Source organism: Serratia sp. CY44782 (assembly GCF_052168715.1).
In the GTDB taxonomy this organism is placed as follows: domain Bacteria; phylum Pseudomonadota; class Gammaproteobacteria; order Enterobacterales; family Enterobacteriaceae; genus Serratia; species Serratia nevei.
Window position 1 is genome coordinate 379,490 of sequence record NZ_JBJNME010000003.1, and the last position, 17,198, is coordinate 396,687.

19 protein-coding genes are annotated in these 17,198 nt (G+C 59.4%); 7 read left to right on the plus strand and 12 right to left on the minus strand.

Translation table 11 applies throughout. The features are described from left to right. Window position 1: 1 nt before the first annotated feature. The 3 genes from lpxM to znuA form a co-directional block, all read right to left on the minus strand. Complete coding sequence (gene lpxM / locus ACJ8HT_RS07765; protein ID WP_015378127.1) at window positions 2–970, minus strand: lauroyl-Kdo(2)-lipid IV(A) myristoyltransferase; 969 nt, start codon at window positions 968–970, stop codon at window positions 2–4. A 149-nt stretch (window positions 971–1,119) separates the two neighbouring features. Beyond that, on the minus strand, window positions 1,120–2,442 hold the full coding sequence (gene mepM / locus ACJ8HT_RS07770) for a murein DD-endopeptidase MepM (RefSeq protein ID WP_038877136.1): 1,323 nt from the start codon (window positions 2,440–2,442) through the stop codon (window positions 1,120–1,122). A gap of 21 nt (window positions 2,443–2,463) precedes the next feature. Beyond that, window positions 2,464–3,408: a zinc ABC transporter substrate-binding protein ZnuA gene (gene znuA, locus ACJ8HT_RS07775; protein ID WP_064290083.1), complete on the minus strand. Its 945-nt coding sequence runs from the start codon at window positions 3,406–3,408 to the stop codon at window positions 2,464–2,466. 78 nt (window positions 3,409–3,486) lie between these two features. On the opposite strand from znuA, the gene znuC reads away from it, so the two are divergent. Both znuC and znuB read left to right on the plus strand, forming a co-directional pair. Further along, window positions 3,487–4,245 (plus strand): zinc ABC transporter ATP-binding protein ZnuC, encoded by a 759-nt coding sequence (gene znuC, locus ACJ8HT_RS07780; RefSeq protein ID WP_147827251.1) that lies wholly within the window; start codon window positions 3,487–3,489, stop codon window positions 4,243–4,245. Beyond that, window positions 4,242–5,027, plus strand: coding sequence for a zinc ABC transporter permease subunit ZnuB (gene znuB / locus ACJ8HT_RS07785; protein WP_194573097.1), 786 nt, complete (start codon window positions 4,242–4,244; stop codon window positions 5,025–5,027). The genes znuC and znuB overlap by 4 nt, the downstream gene beginning before the upstream one ends. A 218-nt stretch (window positions 5,028–5,245) precedes the next feature. Here znuB and ruvB read toward each other — a convergent pair whose 3' ends face one another. From ruvB to ACJ8HT_RS07820, 7 genes are all read right to left on the minus strand, one after another. Continuing rightward, window positions 5,246–6,250, minus strand: coding sequence for a Holliday junction branch migration DNA helicase RuvB (gene ruvB / locus ACJ8HT_RS07790; RefSeq protein ID WP_038877130.1), 1,005 nt, complete (start codon window positions 6,248–6,250; stop codon window positions 5,246–5,248). A 19-nt stretch (window positions 6,251–6,269) separates the two neighbouring features. After that, on the minus strand, window positions 6,270–6,884 hold the full coding sequence (ruvA, locus tag ACJ8HT_RS07795) for a Holliday junction branch migration protein RuvA (RefSeq protein WP_049202472.1): 615 nt from the start codon (window positions 6,882–6,884) through the stop codon (window positions 6,270–6,272). Between the two features lie 112 nt (window positions 6,885–6,996). Beyond that, a complete protein-coding gene (gene ruvC, locus ACJ8HT_RS07800) occupies window positions 6,997–7,518 on the minus strand; it encodes a crossover junction endodeoxyribonuclease RuvC (protein ID WP_004932367.1) in 522 nt (173 codons plus the stop codon). 57 nt (window positions 7,519–7,575) lie between these two features. Continuing rightward, a complete protein-coding gene (locus tag ACJ8HT_RS07805; protein ID WP_033647638.1) occupies window positions 7,576–8,319 on the minus strand; it encodes a YebC/PmpR family DNA-binding transcriptional regulator in 744 nt (247 codons plus the stop codon). Window positions 8,320–8,339: 20 nt separating this feature from the next. After that, the gene (nudB, locus tag ACJ8HT_RS07810) at window positions 8,340–8,786 is read right to left on the minus strand and encodes a dihydroneopterin triphosphate diphosphatase (protein WP_019452808.1); all 447 of its coding nucleotides are present in this window, start codon (window positions 8,784–8,786) and stop codon (window positions 8,340–8,342) included. Further along, on the minus strand, window positions 8,786–10,570 hold the full coding sequence (gene aspS / locus ACJ8HT_RS07815) for an aspartate--tRNA ligase (RefSeq protein ID WP_060423918.1): 1,785 nt from the start codon (window positions 10,568–10,570) through the stop codon (window positions 8,786–8,788). Before aspS ends, nudB begins: the two co-directional genes overlap by 1 nt. 74 nt (window positions 10,571–10,644) lie before the next feature. Continuing rightward, window positions 10,645–10,875: an FmdB family zinc ribbon protein gene (locus ACJ8HT_RS07820; RefSeq protein ID WP_320204121.1), complete on the minus strand. Its 231-nt coding sequence runs from the start codon at window positions 10,873–10,875 to the stop codon at window positions 10,645–10,647. A gap of 215 nt (window positions 10,876–11,090) precedes the next feature. Here ACJ8HT_RS07820 and ACJ8HT_RS07825 point away from each other — a divergent pair, with 215 nt between their 5' ends. The 5 genes from ACJ8HT_RS07825 to cmoB all read left to right on the plus strand — a co-directional run bounded on the left by ACJ8HT_RS07825 (window position 11,091) and on the right by cmoB (window position 14,844). Next, window positions 11,091–11,669: a hydrolase gene (locus ACJ8HT_RS07825; protein ID WP_197652952.1), complete on the plus strand. Its 579-nt coding sequence runs from the start codon at window positions 11,091–11,093 to the stop codon at window positions 11,667–11,669. A 47-nt stretch (window positions 11,670–11,716) separates the two neighbouring features. Continuing rightward, window positions 11,717–12,532 carry a DUF72 domain-containing protein gene (locus tag ACJ8HT_RS07830; protein ID WP_100395852.1) on the plus strand — a complete coding sequence of 272 codons (816 nt, stop codon included), beginning with the start codon at window positions 11,717–11,719 and terminating at the stop codon, window positions 12,530–12,532. Between the two features lie 102 nt (window positions 12,533–12,634). After that, window positions 12,635–13,030 carry an MAPEG family protein gene (locus ACJ8HT_RS07835; protein ID WP_004932387.1) on the plus strand — a complete coding sequence of 132 codons (396 nt, stop codon included), beginning with the start codon at window positions 12,635–12,637 and terminating at the stop codon, window positions 13,028–13,030. A 102-nt stretch (window positions 13,031–13,132) separates the two neighbouring features. Continuing rightward, entirely contained in the window at window positions 13,133–13,876 is a 744-nt protein-coding gene (cmoA, locus tag ACJ8HT_RS07840; protein WP_197652953.1) for a carboxy-S-adenosyl-L-methionine synthase CmoA, read from the plus strand. Continuing rightward, a complete protein-coding gene (gene cmoB, locus ACJ8HT_RS07845; RefSeq protein ID WP_123895169.1) occupies window positions 13,873–14,844 on the plus strand; it encodes a tRNA 5-methoxyuridine(34)/uridine 5-oxyacetic acid(34) synthase CmoB in 972 nt (323 codons plus the stop codon). The genes cmoA and cmoB overlap by 4 nt, the downstream gene beginning before the upstream one ends. 35 nt (window positions 14,845–14,879) lie before the next feature. Here cmoB and ACJ8HT_RS07850 read toward each other — a convergent pair whose 3' ends face one another. After that, window positions 14,880–16,676: an FKBP-type peptidyl-prolyl cis-trans isomerase N-terminal domain-containing protein gene (locus ACJ8HT_RS07850; RefSeq protein WP_244664465.1), complete on the minus strand. Its 1,797-nt coding sequence runs from the start codon at window positions 16,674–16,676 to the stop codon at window positions 14,880–14,882. After that, window positions 16,673–17,077, minus strand: a complete 405-nt coding sequence (locus ACJ8HT_RS07855) for a hypothetical protein (protein WP_197652954.1) — start codon at window positions 17,075–17,077, stop codon at window positions 16,673–16,675. Before ACJ8HT_RS07855 ends, ACJ8HT_RS07850 begins: the two co-directional genes overlap by 4 nt. Between the last annotated feature and the right edge of the window lie 121 nt (window positions 17,078–17,198).

Genomic DNA, 17,198 nt, shown 5'->3' on the forward strand with positions numbered 1-17,198 from the left:
ATTAACGATACAGATCGTCGCGCGAGTAAGGTTCAATCTCCCCTTCCTTGCGCGTCTTCAGCAGTTTGAGGATCCAGGTGTACTGCTCCGGGTTCGGGCCCACCAGATTTTCCACCTCTTCATTCATGCGGCGGGCAATGCGCGGATCGTCGGCTTCGGCCAGGTCATCCATCGGCTCGCGGATATAAATGTCCAACATGCTGGTTTTGCCGTCGTACACCGGGAATAAAGGCACGATCGCCGCACGACACACTTTCATCAACCGGCCTACCGCCGGCAGCGTCGCCTTATAGGTCGCGAAGAAATCGACGAACTCGCTGTGCTCGGCGCCGTGATCCTGATCGGGCAGGTAGTAGCCCCAATAACCCTGCCGCACCGAACTGATAAACGGTTTGATGCCGTCGTTGCGCGCGTGCATGCGGCCGCCGAATTTACGCCGCACGGCATTCCACAGGTAGTCGATCAGCTGATTACGCTGATTGTGGAACATCGCGGCCATCGGTTGGCCGCGCGCGGCCATCAGCATCGCCGGCACATCCACCGCCCAGCCGTGAGGCACCAGGAAAATGACGTTGCGCCCTTCCGCCCGGATCTTGTCCAGCACCTCTTCACCGTGCCAACGCACGCGCTTGAGCACTTTCTCCGGCTTGGTGCAGGCCAGTTCCGCCATCAGCACCATCGACTGCGGCGCACAGGCGAACATCTGGTCGATGATGTGCTCACGTTCGCTTTCCGGCAGCTCCGGCAAGCAATAAAGCAAATTGATGCGAGCACGACGGCGTGCGCCCTTCGCCAGCTTGCCGGCCAGTTTGCCGACCGCCCCCAGCACCGGATCGCGCAGGCGCGCAGGCACCAGCGAAATTCCGGCCATCAGGCCGGTTCCCAACCACACGCCCCAGTAGCGCGGATATAAAAAGGCTTTCTGAAACTGCGGGATGAACTCTACGTTCGATTTCTTCTCGTTTTGCATGCACATGCTCTTCGCTTAGCGATTCGGCTAATCATAATTGCCATCACCGATTTTGCAATTAACAACCGCGAACCGCCCAGATAAAACAGCATCGGCCCGCAATCAGGCCGATGAAATTAACGGCGCCGAAGCGCCGGAAAAAGGGGGTATTAATCCAGCTGCAGCTGAGGAACCACTTCCTTCACCTGCGCCAGATAATCGCTGCGGTCTTTGCCGCTCAGCCCTTCGGAGCGCGGCAGCTTGGCCGTCAGCGGGTTCACCGCCTGTTGGCCGGTCCACAGTTCAAAGTGCAGGTGCGGCCCGGTGGAGCGCCCGGTATTGCCGGAAAGCGCAATGCGATCGCCGCGTTTCACCTTCTGGCCCGGTTTCACCAGCAGTTTTTTCAGGTGCATATAGCGCGTGGTGTACTGGCGACCGTGACGGATCGCCACATAGTTGCCCGCCGCGCCGCTGCGTTTGGCGATCACCACCTCACCGTCGCCGACCGCCAGCACCGGCGTGCCGACCGGCATGGCGAAATCGACGCCCTTGTGCGGCGCCACGCGGCCGGTCACCGGGTTCACGCGACGCGGGTTGAAGTTGGAGGAGATGCGGAACTGTTTCATGGTCGGGAAACGCATGAAGCCGCGCGCCAGGCCAGAGCCCTGGCGATCGTAGAATTTGCCGTCTTCGGCGCGGATCGCATAGTAATCTTTGCCGCCGGTGCGCAGACGCACGCCCAACAGCTGGCTTTGCGATTTTTTACCGTCGAAATGCTCGCGCGACATCAGCACGGAGAACTGGTCGCCTTTGCGCAGCTTGCGGAAATCGAGCTGCCACTGCAGCGCCTTGATCACCGCATTGATTTCGTTACGGCTCAGCCCGGCGTCGCCGGCGCTGCTGACGAAGCTGCCGTTGACCCGGCCGCTGATCACGTTGTTGCGCCATTCACCCTGCTGCGCCTCTTTCGACTCTTTGAAGCTGTTGCCGACGCGGTCATAGGTGCGGGTTTCGCGGCGGGAAACTTCCCAGGTCAACTGCTGCAGATCGCCCGCATCATTAACGGTCCACGACAGCTGTTGGCCGATCTTCAGATTACGCAGATCGCGGTTTTGCGAAGCCAGCAAGGTGACATCCGACATATCGATGCCGTACTGCGTCAGAATGCTGCCGAGGGTGTCGCCGGTGGAAACCACATATTCATGCACGCCATCGTCGCCGGCATCTTTTTGATCCAGCTCATCCTGCGGGATTTCGTCATCGGGGGTGGGTTGGTCGGCATCAATCGGTTCACTGGCTTCAGGGAGCAATGACCGCATCTGGCTGGATTCTAACTCGACGCTCTTGGCAATGGGGTTGTGTTCTGGGTGGTAAACAAAAGGCCGCCAAACAGCGACGGCCAATGTGACGACTGTCAGCGACCCCAGCATGACGCGGTGGGGCCGTGGCAGGTTGTTATACGCCAGAGCGATAGTTCGGACTATCTGCTGCACTCGATATTATCCTCATAAGCTTTACTTCAGGCAGCTCACGTACTGGTTTGACAGCTGAGTCAGGAATTTCCCGTAGCTGTCCTTCCCCAGCACGATGCCGATGCCCAGCGGGTCCAGCGTTCCGGAACGCACCTTGGTACCCTTGGCGACGGCATTGATTACGGCCGGCCTGAATTGTGGCTCAGCAAAAACGCATACCGCTTTCTGCTCAACCAACTGTGTTCGAATTTGGTGTAGGCGCTGTGCTCCAGGCTGAATTTCGGGATTGACGGTGAAATGGCCCAGCGGACTCAAACCGTAGTGTTTCTCAAAGTAGCCGTAAGCATCATGAAAAACAAAATAACCCTTACCTTGCACAGGCGTAAGCATGTTACCAACATTTTTGTCAGTTTGCGTCAGCAGATTCTCGAACTGGCGCAGGTTTGCGTCTAATTTGTCCTTATTTTGCGGCATAAGTTCCAACAATCTGTCGTGAATCGCGATCGCGGTCACTTTTGCTATCTCCGGCGACAGCCAAACGTGCATATTGTACTCACCGTGATGATGCCCATGATCGTCATCCGCATGGTTATGCGCTTCGCCTGCATGATCATGATCGTCGTCATCTTCGCCTTTCATCAGCAGCGGTTTCACCGCCGGCAGTTCGCTGATGGCCAGCTTGCGGTTTGCCGAGATCGGTACCAGCGCCTTGTTCAGGAACGCTTCCATGTCCGGCCCGACCCACAGCACCAGGTCAGCGGAGCGCAAACGCTGAATATCGGAAGGTCGCAGCGCAAAATCGTGCGGTGAAGCGCCGTCCGGCAGCAACACCTCGGTCGGCGTCACGCCGTCGGCGATCGCCGATGCGATAAAGCCTAACGGACGAATCGAGGTCACCACCGCAGCGGAAGCGCTGCTCAGCGGGCCGGCCATCAACAGTGCGCTGGCCAACAGCGTGCGCTGCAGCCATTTATTTTTCTTTGCCATCATCAGTAATCCCATCGTTTTCATCAACAAGGCGTGATATTATAACATTCGCTTCGTTCTGCAACCTGTAATCTCGAGATGTCTACACTGATAACGCTAAAAAATATCTCCGTCGCCTTCGGCAGCCGCAAGGTGCTGTCGAACATTTCCCTCAGCCTGCAACCCGGCCGTATTCTCACGCTGCTGGGCCCGAACGGCGCGGGCAAGTCTACGCTCGTGCGCGTGGTGCTGGGATTGGTCAAACCGACCGCCGGCACGCTGGAGCGTGAGCCCGATCTGCGCATTGGCTACGTGCCGCAAAAGCTGCACCTCGACGCCACCCTGCCGCTGACCGTCAGCCGCTTTATGCGTCTCAAGCCCGGCGTAAAGAAAGCCGACATTCTGCCGGCGCTCAAGCGCGTGCACGCCGCCCACCTGCTCGACCAGCCGATGCAAAAGCTCTCCGGGGGCGAAAACCAACGCGTGCTGCTGGCGCGAGCGCTGCTGAACAAACCGCAGCTGCTGGTGCTGGACGAACCCACGCAAGGGGTGGACGTCAACGGCCAGCTGGCGCTGTACGATCTCATCGATCAGCTGCGTAAAGAGCTGGGCTGCGCCGTGCTGATGGTCTCGCACGATCTGCATCTGGTGATGGCGAAAACCGACGAGGTCTTGTGCCTCAATCAGCACATCTGCTGCTCCGGGGCACCGGAGGTGGTGTCGATGCATCCCGAATTCATCGCCATGTTCGGCAACCGCGGCGCAGAGCAACTGGCGGTGTATCGCCACCATCACAACCACCGCCACGACCTGCAGGGAAGAATTGTCTTGAAGAAAACCGGGAGCCACGAAGCATGATTGAACTGTTACTTCCCGGCTGGCTGGCTGGCGTGTTGTTGGCTGGCGCCGCCGGGCCGCTGGGTTCCTTCGTGGTCTGGCGCCGCATGTCCTACTTTGGCGATACCCTGGCGCACGCCTCGCTGCTCGGCGTCGCCTTTGGTCTGCTGCTGGACATCAATCCCTTCTATGCAGTGATCGCCATTACGCTGCTGCTGGCTCTGGCCCTGGTGTGGCTGGAACGCCGCCCGCAGCTTTCAGTGGATACCCTGCTCGGCATTCTGGCCCACAGCGCCCTGTCGCTCGGGCTGGTGGTGGTGGCGTTGATGTCTAACGTGCGGGTCGATCTAATGGCCTACCTGTTCGGCGATCTGCTGTCGGTCACGCTGAGCGATATCCTGATGATCGCCGGCGGCGTCTCCGTGGTGCTGCTGGTGCTGTGGTGGCAGTGGCGCGATCTGCTGTCGATGACCATCAGCCCGGAGCTGGCGCACGTCGACGGCGTTAACCTGGTGCGCGCACGCACCGTGTTGATGCTGGTTACCGCATTGACCATCGGTCTGGCGATGAAATTCGTCGGCGCGCTGATCATCACCTCGCTGCTGATTATCCCTGCTGCCACCGCTCGCCGCTTCGCGCGCACGCCGGAACAGATGGCTGGCGTCGCGGTGCTGCTCGGCATGGTGGCCGTCACCGGCGGCCTGACCTTCTCGGCGTTTTACGATACGCCGGCCGGCCCTTCGGTGGTGCTCTGCGCCGCCGTGCTGTTCACGCTGAGCCTGTTCAAAAAACAGCAGGCCTGATTAAAGCCTGGATATGACAAGGGCCGCGAATGCGGCCCTTTCTACTGCTGACAGAGGAGGAAAAAACGCGGTTTTTCCTCCTCTGTGGTGAGCAGCCGAAAATCAATGAATTGATTTTCCTTTTTATGTGCGCCTTCTATAGGCCCGGTAACGTCATCGAGTTCAACATTAACGTCAAGGGCCGCAGATGCGGCCCTTTTTTATGACGGGTGGAAAACTTATGCTTCGCGCTCGAGCCCGAAGTGCCGGTAGGCATGCTGCGTCGCCAGGCGGCCGCGCGGCGTGCGTTGGATAAAGCCCTGCTGGATCAGGAACGGTTCGATCACGTCCTCAATGGTTTCGCGCTCTTCGCCGATCGCCGCCGCCAGGTTGTCCAGCCCGACCGGGCCACCGGTAAACTTGTCGATAATCGCCAGCAGCAGTTTGCGATCCATATAGTCGAAGCCTTCAGCATCGACGTTGAGCATATCGAGCGCCTGCGCCGCCACCGAACCGCTGATCACGCCATTGGCGCGCACTTCGGCGAAGTCGCGCACCCGACGTAACAGACGGTTGGCGATACGCGGCGTACCGCGCGCGCGGCGAGCCACTTCATGGGCACCCTCGTCGGACAGTTCCAGCCCCAGGCACCCGGCGCTGCGCGAGACGATGTGCTGCAAATCCGCCACCTGATAAAACTCCAGCCGCTGGACAATACCGAAGCGGTCGCGCAGCGGCGAGGTCAACGAGCCGGCGCGGGTGGTAGCGCCCACCAGCGTGAACGGCGGCAGATCGAGCTTAATCGAACGCGCCGCCGGCCCTTCACCGATCATGATATCCAGCTGGTAGTCTTCCATCGCCGGATACAGCACTTCTTCCACCACCGGTGACAAACGGTGGATTTCGTCGATGAACAAGACGTCGTGCGGTTCGAGGTTGGTCAGCATTGCCGCCAAATCGCCCGCCTTTTCCAACACCGGGCCGGAGGTGGTGCGCAGATTCACGCCCATTTCGTTGGCCACGATGTTGGCCAGGGTGGTTTTCCCCAGGCCCGGCGGGCCGAAGATCAGCAGATGGTCGAGCGCGTCGCCGCGCTGCTTGGCCGCCTGAATGAAGATCTCCATCTGCTCGCGCACGTGCGGCTGGCCGACGTATTCGGTCAGCAGCTTGGGACGAATGGCGCGATCGAGGATCTCTTCTTCGTTGATCGGTTCGGCGGAAATCAGGCGATCGGCTTCAATCATTATCTACCCCTTTTCGGCCTTACAGGGCGGCGCGCAGCGCGTCGCGGATCAGGGTTTCGCAGTCGGCGCCCGGCTTCGCAATCTTGCTGACCATGCGGCTGGCTTCCTGCGGCTTATAGCCCAGCGCCACCAGCGCCGAAACGGCCTCGGCTTCCGCGTCCACATCCGGCGCTTTGTCAGTGGCGGATGGCAGGCTGATCTCGCTGCTGTTGTTGAACAGGTCGCCGTTAAGCCCTTTGAAACGGTCTTTCATCTCTACCACCAGGCGCTCGGCGGTTTTTTTGCCCACGCCCGGCAGTTTGACCAGTGCGGTGATCTCTTCACGCTCCACCGCGCTGACGAACTGCTGCGCGGACATGCCCGACAGGATCGCCAGCGCCAGCTTCGGCCCGACGCCGTTGACCTTGATCAGCTCGCGGAACAGCGCACGCTCCTGCTTGTCGTTGAAACCGTACAGCAGCTGCGCGTCTTCACGCACCACGAAGTGGGTAAACACGATGGCCTCTTGCCCCAGTTCCGGCAGCTCGTAAAAGCAGGTCATCGGCATGTGTACCTCATAGCCCACGCCGTTCGCCTCCAGTAACACCAGCGGCGGCTGCTTTTCCAGAATATTTCCTCTGAGACGACCTATCATTTACCCTCCTGCAGAATAACCGGGCATGGCGCCCTGCCATGCCGTTGCTGGTAAAGCTTATAACATAAAAAAGGCTGGATGAATATCCAGCCTGAGCAATCATCGCTTTGCGTCAGCGCAAACGCCCGCGCGCCAGGTTCAACCGCCCTTCGCTCATCCGCAGCACGTTCTGGCTGAGGTGGCAGTGGGTAATGGCGATGGCCAGGGCATCGGCGGCGTCCGCCTGCGGATTGGCCGAGAGTTTGAGCAGCGAGCGCACCATGTGCTGCACCTGCGCCTTTTCGGCCGCGCCGGTGCCGACCACGGTCTGTTTGACCTGCCGCGCTGCATACTCGAACACTTCCAGATTCTGATTCACCGCCGCCACGATCGCGACGCCGCGCGCCTGGCCGAGCTTGAGAGCCGAATCCGGGTTCTTGGCCATAAACACCTGTTCGATGGCGAAGAAATCGGGCTGAAACTGGGTGATGATCTCACTGACGCCGGCGTAAATCAGCTTCAGCCGCGTCGGCATGTCGTCCACCACCGTGCGGATGCAGCCGCTGGCGATATAGCTCAACTGACGCCCCTGCTGGCGGATAAGGCCATAGCCGGTGACGCGTGAGCCGGGATCGATACCGAGTATGATCGCCATATCTACATCCACCTTGCATGCACGGCGCCGCCGAACGGCGGCGCCCGTTTTACCGGATTACAGCGTCGCCGCCACTTCGTCGGAGATTTCACCGTTATGGTAAACTTCCTGCACGTCGTCGCAGTCTTCCAGCATGTCGATCAGGCGCAACAGCTTAGGCGCGGTTTCCGCGTCCATGTCGGCCTTGGTCGATGGGATCATCGACACTTCCGCCGCTTCGGCTTCGAAGCCCGCCGCGGTCAGCGCGTCTTTCACCGCGCCCAGGCTTTCCCAAGCGGTAAACACGTCGATGGCGCCATCGTCATAGGTCACGATGTCTTCCGCACCGGCTTCCAGCGCCGCTTCCATCACGGTGTCTTCATCCAGGCCCGGTGCGTAGGTGATCACGCCCTTCTTGGTGAACAGGTAAGCCACGGAACCGTCAGTGCCGAGGTTGCCGCCGCATTTGGTGAAGGCGTGGCGCACTTCCGCCACGGTGCGGTTGCGGTTGTCGCTCAGGCATTCGATCATCACGGCGGTGCCGCCAGGGCCGTAGCCTTCATAGATGATGGTTTCCATGTTGGTATCATCATCGCCGCCCACCCCGCGCGCGATCGCACGGTTCATGGTGTCGCGCGTCATGTTGTTCGACAGCGCCTTGTCCATCGCCGCGCGCAGACGCGGGTTGGAATCCGGATCGCCGCCGCCCAGCTTGGCGGCCGTGACCAGCTCACGAATAATCTTGGTGAAAATTTTACCGCGCTTGGCGTCCTGCGCCGCTTTACGGTGCTTTGTGTTGGCCCACTTACTATGACCTGCCATAAAAAAATCTCCGAAAAAAACTACTGGACTGAATTGATCACGAACTCTTCAATCGCCTGCTGATTGCTCCATGACTTGGTCAACTTCACGGCCTCGGCCGCCTCAAGCCATTGGTAAGCGTGATGTTCGGTAATCACCGGATCGCGCTCCTCGGGCAACGCCAGACAGAACCAGTGCTCTTTATTGCGCGTGGTTCCCGGCGCATAGCGATGTCGCAAATGGACAAAGAGTTCAAACTCCACGCAGCGCTGGCAATCGAACAACGGCAGGTGCTCTGCTTCGATATCGATGCCGACTTCTTCCATGACTTCACGCTGCGCGGCATGCGGCGGCGACTCATCCTGTTCCAGGCTGCCGGTGACCGACTGCCAAAACTCGGTATCGTCGCGCCGCTGTAACATCAGCACCCGACCACTGGATTTCGCGTAAATCACTACCAGGATAGATTCAGGGCGCTTGTAACTCATCACTCGCTCTCTTGTTCCGCACCGGCTTTCTTTACCACGCTGATCGCCAGCTCCTGCAGCGACGCCGGGTTGGCGAAGCTCGGTGCGTCGGTCATCAGACAGGCCGCCGCGGTGGTTTTCGGGAAGGCGATGACGTCGCGGATGTTGTCGGTGCCGGTCAGCAGCATCACCAGACGATCCAGGCCGAAGGCCAGGCCGGCGTGCGGCGGCGTACCGTACTTCAACGCGTCCAGCAGGAAGCCGAACTTCTCGCGCTGTTCGTGTTCGTTAATGCCCAGAATACTGAACACTGTCTGCTGCATTTCGCTGCGGTGGATACGCACCGAACCGCCGCCCACTTCGTAACCGTTGATCACCATGTCATAGGCGTTGGCGATGGCGTTGACCGGCGCTGCCGCCAGCTCTTCCGGGCTCATATCGCGCGGCGAGGTGAACGGGTGGTGCATGGCCGCCAGGCCGCCCTCTTCGTCTTCTTCGAACATCGGGAAGTCAACCACCCACAGCGGTGCCCAGCTGTCGAGTTGCGTCAGCGCCAGATCGCGACCCAGCTTCAGACGCAGCGCGCCCATCGCATCGGTGACAATCTTGAAGCTGTCGGCGCCGAAGAACAGGATATCGCCGGTCTGCGCATCGGTGCGCGCCAGGACGGCTTCCAGCACGTCCGCACTGAGGAATTTGGCGATCGGGCTCTGCACGCCTTCCATGCCGGCGGCGCGATCGTTGACCTTCAGCCACGCCAGGCCTTTGGCGCCGTAGATGTTGACGAAAGCGCCGTACTCGTCGATCTGCTTGCGGGTCAGCTGTGCGCCGCCCGGTACGCGGATCGCCGCCACGCGGCCTTTGGCGTCGTTGGCCGGGCCGGAGAAGACTTTAAACTCGACGTCTTTGACCAAGTCAGCCACGTCCACCAACTCCAGCGGGTTACGCAGGTCCGGCTTGTCGGAACCAAAGCGACGCATCGCTTCGGCGAAGGTCATGACCGGGAAATCACCCAGATCCACACCCTTCACGTCCAGCCACAGTTCGCGCGCCAGTTTTTCCATCACTTCACGTACCTGATCGGCGGTCATGAAGGAGGTTTCGACGTCGATCTGGGTGAATTCAGGCTGACGGTCCGCACGCAGGTCTTCGTCGCGGAAGCATTTGACGATCTGGTAGTAACGATCGAAGCCGGACATCATCAGCAGCTGTTTGAACAGCTGCGGGGACTGCGGCAGCGCGTAGAATTTGCCCTTGTGCACGCGGCTCGGCACCAGGTAATCGCGGGCGCCTTCCGGCGTCGCCTTGGTCAGCATCGGCGTTTCGATATCGAGGAAGCCGTGGCTGTCCATGAAGCGACGAACGAAGCTGGTGATTTTGGCGCGGGTCTTCAGACGCTCGGCCATTTCCGGGCGACGCAGATCCAGGTAGCGGTATTTCAGGCGCGCTTCTTCGCTGTTGACCTGGTTGGAGTCCAGCGGCAGCGGCTCGGAGCGGTTGATGATCTCCAGCGCGTGGGCGAACACTTCCACTTCGCCGGTGGCCATATCTTTATTGATCTGGCTGTCCGGACGCGCACGCACGGTGCCGACGATCTGGATGCAGAATTCATTGCGCAGGTCGTAGGCCTTGTCGAACGCCACTTTCTGGTCCGGATCGAAGAACACCTGCACGATGCCTTCGCGGTCGCGCATATCAATAAAGATCAGGCCGCCGAGATCGCGACGACGATTGACCCAACCACACAGAGTGACTTCCTGGCCCACGTGGGACAGATTCAACTGCCCGCAATATTCAGTACGCATACGCTATCCTTTTACACAGCCGATGCCGCGCCGGGCTACTGCGCCCCTGTCGCGCGGCTGTTATCTGATAAATTCTACTTGTTACCCGGTTTAAAATCCGTCGCATACCAGCCGGTACCCTTAAGCTGGAAACCGGAGGACGAGATCAACTTGGTCAACGCGGGCTGCCCACACGCCGGGCAGTCTGCCAGCGGCGCATCGGAAAATTTTTGCAATTTCTCTAACCGATGGTTGCAAGCACCACATGCATATTCATAAATCGGCATAGGTCGTTGGATTAAAGAGTGTTGAAAAAAGGGAGTCATTATAAAGGAAATTCATCCGCCCGATAAGTGCGAACACAGCATTGTTACTGCACTAAATGGCGCGTTTTTGTTCGAATCAACACATCGATTAACAAATTTCCCATTAACCTGCGACAGTTTTTTCACGTAGCCTGATTGTCCCCCGGTTTTGCGCCGTACGCTGCTCGCCTGGCGCGCCGAACAGTTTTTATCCACTTCGCAACGAGATGAAATCCATGCTGAAACTTGACGCTCAAACCACCGCTCTGGTGCTGATCGATTTGCAAAACGGCATTCTGCCCTACGCCGGCGGCCCGCACAGCGCCGACCAGGTGGTAGCGAACGCCGCCCTGCTGGCCGCGCGTTTTCGTCTGCTGGGCGCACCGGTGCTGCTGGTGCGCGTCGGCTGGTCCGACACCTTCGCCGAAGCGCTGAAACAGCCGGTGGACAAACCGGCTCCCGCGCCCGCCGGCGGCTTGCCGGCCAGTTGGTGGGAGTTCCCCTCACCGCTGGCGGTCAATGACAGCGATATTCTGGTCACCAAACGCCAATGGGGCGCCTTCTACGGCACCGATCTGGATTTACAGCTGCGCCGCCGCGGCATCAAATCCGTGGTGCTGGGCGGCATCTCCACCAATATTGGCGTGGAGTCCACCGCTCGCGCCGCCTGGGAACACGGCTATGAACTGGTGATCGCCGAAGACGTCTGCAGCGCGCAGAACGCGGAAATGCACCGCTTCGCGTTCGAACACATCTTCCCACGTCTGGCACGGGTGCGCGACACCGGCGAAATTCTTGCCGCGCTCGAGCGGTAACGTTAAGTTGTAGCCTGATGATCTCAGTAAAGGAAGACGACGCCGTGATCTACATCGGATTGCCGCAGTGGCAACATGCGGCCTGGAACCGCATCGGGCTGCGTGACTTGGCGGATTACAGCCGCTACTTCAACTGCGTGGAAGGTAACACCACCTTCTACGCGCTGCCGAAGCTGGAAATCGTGCAGCGCTGGCGCGACATGACCGGCGACGATTTTCGCTTCTGCTTCAAATTCCCGTCGGACATCAGCCACAAGGCGGCCCTGCGTAACTGCGCCGCCGAGCTGCAGGCGTTTTACCACTGCCTGAGCCCAGTGCATCAGCGCATCGGCCAACTGTGGCTGCAGTTACCCGCCGCCTTCGGCCCTGACGAGCTGCCGCGCATGTGGCAATTCTTCGAAAGCCTGCCGAAGGAATTCACCTACGGTGTTGAAGTGCGTCATCCGGCGTTTTTCGCCAAGGGCGAGGCAGAGCGTGCGCTGAATCAGGGGTTGCACCAGCGTGGCATCAATCGGGTGATCCTCGACAGCCGCCCGGTGCATCACGCCGCCCCCCATACCGCCGCCGTGCGCGATGCGCAGCAGAAAAAACCGAAGCTGCCGGTGCATGCCCTGGTCACCGCCGACCAGCCGCTGGTGCGCTTTATCGGCGGCGATCAGCTGGCCGACAACCTGCGCTGGTTCGAAGCCTGGCAGCAAAAACTGCCGCTGTGGCAGCAACAGCATCAGCCTTATCTGTTTATTCATACGCCGGACAACGGCGATTCGCCCCAGCAGGCGCAAAAAATTTGGCAGCAGCTGCGCCTGGCGATCCCCGATTTGCCTGCGCCGCCGGACTGGCCGGAACAGGATGCACTGTTTTGACCTATTAATCTGACCAATAACATCAAATATTTCCCCGCGACAGTGAATACAATGACGGCTATGATGCTGGCTGCCAGTTTTGGTTAGGGAACGGAGTTAAAAATGGTAAGCGCGCTTTATGTGGTGCTCGGCGCATTGTTGTTGATCAAACTCTCTTATGACGTAGTCAGATTAAGGATGCAGTACCGCGTAGCCTACGGCGACGGCGGGTTCTACGAATTGCAGACCGCCATCCGCGTGCATGGCAACGCCGTTGAATACATTCCGATCGCTGCCGTATTGCTGGTGATCATGGAGATGAACGGCGCGGAAATCTGGATGATTCACCTCTGCGGCCTGATGCTGATGGCTGGGCGGCTGGTGCATTACTACGGTTTGCGCAACCGCGAGGTTCGCTGGCGCCGTTCAGGCATGGCCGCGACCTATATCTCTTTGCTGTTGATGGTTCTGGCAAATATCTTCTATCTGCCCTGGGATCTGATTTTTAGCCTGCATTGATCCCGTTTTATCATCAGGCGGCCGTGCCGCCTGCTTCCGCTCCGCTTTTTTGCGCTTTTCTGTTAGACTACGCAGCTTCGAATTCTGAACTGATTTGCCGCTATGCCAAACCGCGATACCCTTTTCTCCGCCCCCATCGCCAAATTGGGCGACTGGACCTTCGACGAACGCGTTGCCGAAGTGTTCCCCGACATGATCCAACGCTCCGTTCCCGGCTATTCCAACATCATCTCGATGATCGGCATGCTGGCCGAACGCTTTGTGCAACCCGACAGCCGGGTGTATGACCTGGGCTGCTCGCTGGGCGCGGCGACGCTGTCGATGCGGCGGAATATCAAGGTACCCGGCTGCAATATCGTCGCCGTCGACAATTCGCCGGCGATGGTAGAACGTTGCCGCCGCCATATCGATGCCTTCCGCGCCGAGACGCCGGTCAACGTCATCGAAGCCGACATTCGCGACATCGACATCGAGAACGCCTCGATGGTGGTGCTGAACTTTACGCTGCAGTTCCTCGAACCGGCCGATCGCCTGCGCCTGCTGGAGAAAATTTATCGCGGCCTGCGCCCGGGCGGCGCGCTGGTGCTGTCGGAGAAGTTCAGCTTTGAAGACGCCGAAGTCGGCGAGCTGCTGTTCAACATGCATCACGATTTTAAACGCGCCAACGGGTACAGCGAGCTGGAGATCAGCCAAAAACGCAGTATGTTGGAAAACGTGATGCTGACCGATTCGGTAGAGGCTCATAAGGCGCGCCTGCATCAAGCCGGGTTCGAGCATGCCGAAGTGTGGTTCCAATGCTTCAACTTCGGTTCGCTGATCGCCCTGAAAGCGGGAGATGCGCAATGATCGAGTTCGGTGATTTCTATCAGCATATTGCCAAGAGCCCCCTCAGCCATTGGCTGGATACCCTGCCCGCGCAGCTCAGCGCCTGGCAACGCGAATCGCTGCACGGCAAATTCAAACAGTGGTTCAACTCGGTAGAACATTTGCCGACGCTGACCCCAACCCACCTCGATCTGCTGCACGGCGTGCGCGCCGAAATGGAACCCGGCCTGTCGCCGGGCCAGCTCGAGGGCATCGAGAAAATGCTGCGCACCCTGATGCCATGGCGTAAAGGGCCATTCTCGCTGTATGGCATCGATATCGATACCGAATGGCATTCCGACTGGAAGTGGGATCGCGTGCTGCCGCACATTTCCCCGCTGGCCGGTCGTACCATTCTCGACGTCGGCTGCGGCAGCGGTTATCACCTGTGGCGCATGATCGGCGCTGGTGCCCACTTCGCCGTAGGCATCGATCCGATGCAGCTGTTCCTGTGCCAGTTCGAAGCGGTGCGCAAACTGCTGGGCGGCGATCAGCGCGCCCACCTGCTGCCGCTCGGCATCGAACAGTTGCCGGACCTGGCGGCGTTCGACACCGTGTTCTCGATGGGGGTGCTGTATCACCGCCGTTCACCGCTCGATCATCTGTATCAGCTGAAAAACCAGCTGGTGTCTGAAGGTGAACTGGTGCTGGAAACGCTGGTGGTGGAAGGCGATCGCCACCAGGTGCTGGTGCCGGGCGATCGTTATGCGCAAATGCGCAACGTGTATTTCATCCCTTCTGCTGAAGCGCTGAAATGCTGGCTGGAGAAGTGTGGCTTCGTCGACGTGAAGATCGCCGATATGTGCGTCACCAGCCTCGAAGAGCAGCGCCGCACCGACTGGATGACCAGCGAGTCGCTGGCCGAATTCCTCGATCCGAACGATCGCAGTAAAACGGTCGAAGGCTATCCGGCGCCGCTGCGCGCCGTGCTGACCGCCAAAAAGCCCTAGCGACGCTAATCGGGCCGGCCTGCGCCGGCCCGAATTTACCCGTTGCTGACATCGACAATCCGCAGTTCATACACCATCGTCGCGTTCGGCGGGATCTGCGGCGCATAGCCTGTTTCACCGTACGCCAACTCCGGCGGCACCACCATCGTCAGCGAGCCATGATTTTTCAGATGGCCGATCGCCTCGCGGAACAGCGGCGGATAGGCGGAGAGCGGCTGCGACATCACCTTCCCGCTGCGATCCATATCCTGAATCACGCTACCATCGGTTAAGCTCTCTTTCACCACGATGTCTACCCGCGCATTATCTTTAATGGTTTCATCACCCGCATAATCGATGCGATACCAGAAACCGGCAGGCGACTTCTGCGTGCCCTTCTTCTTTTTGAACTCGGCGACGAATGCCTCACCTTTGCTGGTCTGCGTCTTCGCCGCCTGATTTCTGGCGTCGTTCACCGCTTTTTCCGACTCCGCCAGCGCGTTGCTCAACTGTGCATCGCTTAGTTGGTAATGGCCGTTGAAGGTATCGATCACACCCGCCAGCAGCACGGTTTTATCGGGATTGATGCCCCAATTTTTACGCTCCGCCAGCATCGTTTGAATATCGCGTCCCAAAGCGACACCGGCAGCATAGCTCTGCTGCTCCGGCTTTTTCTTGAGCGCCTGCGCATCCGGCAGCCATTTGGCCCGCGATCTCAGCCCGCTCAGCTCGTCTTGCAAAGCTTGCTGCGCCTGATGAGCGGCCGCCAGCTCCGTTGCCGTTTTATCCGCCTGCAGTGTCGCTTTATCCCGCTGCTGCGCAGCCTGCGCGCTTTCGGCCGTTACCACCGCCAAACGTTGTTCCAACGCCTTAGCCTGTTCGGTTTGCGTCTTGTTTTTTTCCTGCAGCTGCGCCAGCGCCGCCTTCAGGCTTTTCTCTTGCTGCCCGGCCTGTTGACGTTGACCATCACTCTCTTTCTGCAGCTGCGCCAGCTGCTGCTGAAGTTCACCCACCGCCTTGGCGGCTTCGGCCTTTTGCTGCGCCAGCGCCGTCTTCAGGCTTTTCTCTTGCTGCCCGGACTGTTGGCGTTGACCGTCACGCTCTTTCAGCAGCTGCGTCAGCTGCTGCTGAAGTTCACCCGTCAACCTGGCAGCCTCCGCCTTCTGTTGTTCCAACTCAGCGGTGGCCGCTTTTTTATCCTGCTCATAACGCTGGTGCGCTTTATCGCTGGCGGCCTGCGTCGCCGCCAGCTTCTCCTGCCAGGCTTGCTGGCGCGCGCTATCAGACTGTTTAGGCAACGCCGCCAACCGTTGTTCCAGCAAGGCGATGCGCCGATCGCGCTCCTCGGTTTGCTGCTTTTCCCGCGCTAACGCTGCCTGCGCTTCGGCGATCTGCGCCCTAGCCTTCCGCTCCTGCGGCGTCAGGTTCAGCGCCTGTCGTACACCGCTGGCGAAGTCGCTCAACGCGCTCAAATCAGGCGCCGGTGTCGGTTTATCGGCAGCGGTCAGGGACGACGCAACCCGCAACGCGGTCAGCTCCTGCTGCAGGGATTGAAGAGCGGCTTGCTGTTGCTCCAATTGAGTCTCTTTCACGCGCAGCGTTTTTTGCAACTGCGCCAGTTGCTTTCTCTGCGCGATCGTTTCACGAGTTTGAACCGACCGGGACGCCGGCTTTTGAGTTTCCTTGGCGGGGGTAACGACGGTATCAGCATCCGCTGCCGGTGCCTCCTGCTGCTGGTAACGCTCAGCAAACTGCAATAATGCCGGCACATCGTCATCCGCTGCGGCCACCGCTGGCACAAATGCCAGCGGTATCATCAGGCTCAGCAACGCCTTTCTCGTACGAGGACTCATTGGGTGCGTTCTCCGCGCTCAGCCAAGCCGGTCATCATGGCAGAACTGATATCTGCGCAGAGACGGCTGGTGCGATAACGATACAGGGCATCGACGGTTTCCTGCGTGCCCGTGTTGATCCGCTGGCGTACCCCGGCATACTGCGCGGCGCCGCCCATCAAAGTATCGAATTCACTTTTGAATTTTTGATATTTCTCGTTATCCATACCTCGCATGGCATCCAACTCGCGCTGGCACTGTTGCATACGCTCGGCTTCACGCTGCCGCTTGTCTTGTTCTGCAATTTCCTCTGCGCTGGGCGGCTTACTTGATGTAGGAACAGGTCGCTTGGCGGTCTGGCAGCCGGTCAGGGTCAACGTCAGTAAAAGCGCCGCGGTCAAACAGTGTGCCGTTCGGGTCATTATCGTTATCTCCTTGTTTAATCCGCCGGCGACGCGCTCTGTGCCTGTGCCGACGGTTCTCCTCAATGGATGCTGTGATGTTCCGGCCATAAGGACAGCCGATGAACAGGTAAAAATACGG